Source organism: Mycobacterium sp. ML4, from assembly GCF_054515735.1.
Window position 1 is genome coordinate 1 of record NZ_JBTNSY010000072.1, and the last position, 1,886, is coordinate 1,886.

The 1,886-nt window shown below is 64.1% G+C and carries 3 protein-coding genes; 2 read left to right on the top strand and 1 reads right to left on the bottom strand.

What is annotated here, in order from left to right:
* Both ACX9NE_RS29220 and ACX9NE_RS29225 read left to right on the top strand, forming a co-directional pair.
* The coding region (locus ACX9NE_RS29220; protein WP_459370951.1) for a DUF5134 domain-containing protein at window positions 1–221 on the top strand (221 nt) is incomplete at its 5' end.
* Window positions 222–300: 79 nt separating this feature from the next.
* Window positions 301–1,489 (top strand): IS3 family transposase gene (locus ACX9NE_RS29225; protein ID WP_459365257.1). Its coding sequence is split into 2 segments (ribosomal slippage): window positions 301–557 and window positions 556–1,489, totalling 1,191 coding nucleotides; the frame shifts between segments, so codons are not numbered across the junction.
* A 96-nt stretch (window positions 1,490–1,585) separates the two neighbouring features.
* Here ACX9NE_RS29225 and ACX9NE_RS29230 read toward each other — a convergent pair.
* On the bottom strand, window positions 1,586–1,886 hold a 301-nt coding region (locus ACX9NE_RS29230; RefSeq protein ID WP_459365258.1), incomplete at its 5' end, for a DUF4189 domain-containing protein.

Genomic DNA, 1,886 nt, shown 5'->3' on the forward strand with positions numbered 1-1,886 from the left:
TAATGAACGAACCGGCAAGCCGCGGAGCGCCCAGCTGGTTCACCACAGTGAACTGGATCGGCGCCATCATCTTCGCGACCGCAGCAGCTTTCTGGGCATCCAGATACCTCGTAGAGCGGCAGCACGCCACAAAGCGCTTTCAGCCACTGGGGAATCTCGCCCAGGCGATGATGGCCGCCGGCATGGCTATCTTGTTCAGCGCCATGCTGTTCGAAATCTGAGCGGATACGACCTGGGATTGACCCCTGATGGTGGACACCTAACTGGTGGGACTGCTGGTCCTGCGGGAAGGTTGTCCGTATGTCGGGCAAGCGTCGGAAGTACACCCCGGAGTTCCGGGATCAGGCTGCCCGCCTGGTGATCGAGACGGGCCGACCGGTGGCGCACGTCGCTGCTGAGATTGGTGTCGGTGAACAAGTGCTGGGTCGTTGGGTGCGCCTAGCGAAGGAATTGGCCGCGGGTGGCGATACTGGCGCGGTGCTGGATGCCGATGAGCGCGCAGAGCTGGAGCGTCTGCGCCGAGAAAACGCCGAATTGCGTTTGGACCGTGCATTTTGAAAAAAGCCGCGGCCTTCTTCGTCTCCGAACAGAACCGGTAGAAGCCTATCGGGTGATCGAGGCGGAGAAGGCCACCTACGCGGTCAGGCGGATGTGCGATCTGCTGGAGGTGTCACGGTCGGGGTTCTACAAATGGCGCAAAACTCGCGATGGCGACCCGTCCCCGTCGCGGCGGCGACGTGGCGAACTCGACGCCAAGGTCGCCGCGTTCCACGAGGCCTCTGACGGGGTTTACGGGGCGCCGCGCATTCTGGCCGATCTGCGCGAGGACGGCGAGCAGGTGTCGCGCAAGACGGTGGCGGCGTCGCTGCGCCGGCAGGGGCTGGCCGGGATCTGCCCGCGCCGATTCGCCCCGGCGACCACGGTGGTCGACCTGGATGCGCCGGTACCGAAGGATCTGGTGGGGCGCCGGTTCGACACCGGCGAGCTGGACCGGGTGTGGACCTCCGACATCACCTATCTACGCACCGGGCAGGGCTGGCTGTACTTGTGTGCGGTCCGTGACGGATGCTCGCGGCGGGTGATCGGCTGGGCCCTCGATGAGCACATGCGTACCGACCTCGTCGAGTCCGCGCTGTCGATGGCGGTCGCGATGCGCGGCGAGCTGGCCGGGACGGTCGTGTTGCACGCGGATCGCGGCTGTCAGTACACCTCAGCCCAGCTGGCCCGGTTCGCCGATCGCCACAACCTGGCCCGCTCAGTCGGGCGCACCGGTGTGTGCTGGGACAACGCTGCAGCCGAATCATTCTGGGCCACAATGAAAGTCGAGTTCTATGACCGATATCTGTGGCCCAGCCGCGCAGCGGCCAAGCTGGCCGTCGGTGACTGGATCGAGCGGGTCTACAACCGACGCAGACGGCACTCAGCCCTGGGTATGATCAGTCCGGTCGACTTCGAAGACCGATTCAATCAGACGGCACAAGCCGCCTGACCCTGTGTCTACCAAACGGGGTCAACCCCAGAGGCTGGTGCTGGCGAACTTGGCGGTCGCGAGGCCTCAGGACTCTGACCAAACCACTCGGCGAGGTTAGTTGCACACCGAGCTAACGATCTTGCCGTTGCCTAGCCTGTTCATGGCGTCAGCTTCCGCTGCTGCCCGTGTGTAGCCAGTTCCGCCTTGGTAACTCGCGCCATCAGAGGCGACCGCGCCGCAGAGGTTGAAGCTGATGATTACACGGCAGTCCTTATCGCCACACTTTTGCAAAGCGGCTTGTTCTGCTAGCGCCTTGTTCGGGTAACCTTGCGCCATACCCACCGCCCCGGTCGGGGCAAACGCGATCGCGCCATAGCGCATCACATGCGGGACAGGCATCTCCGGCTTCATACCC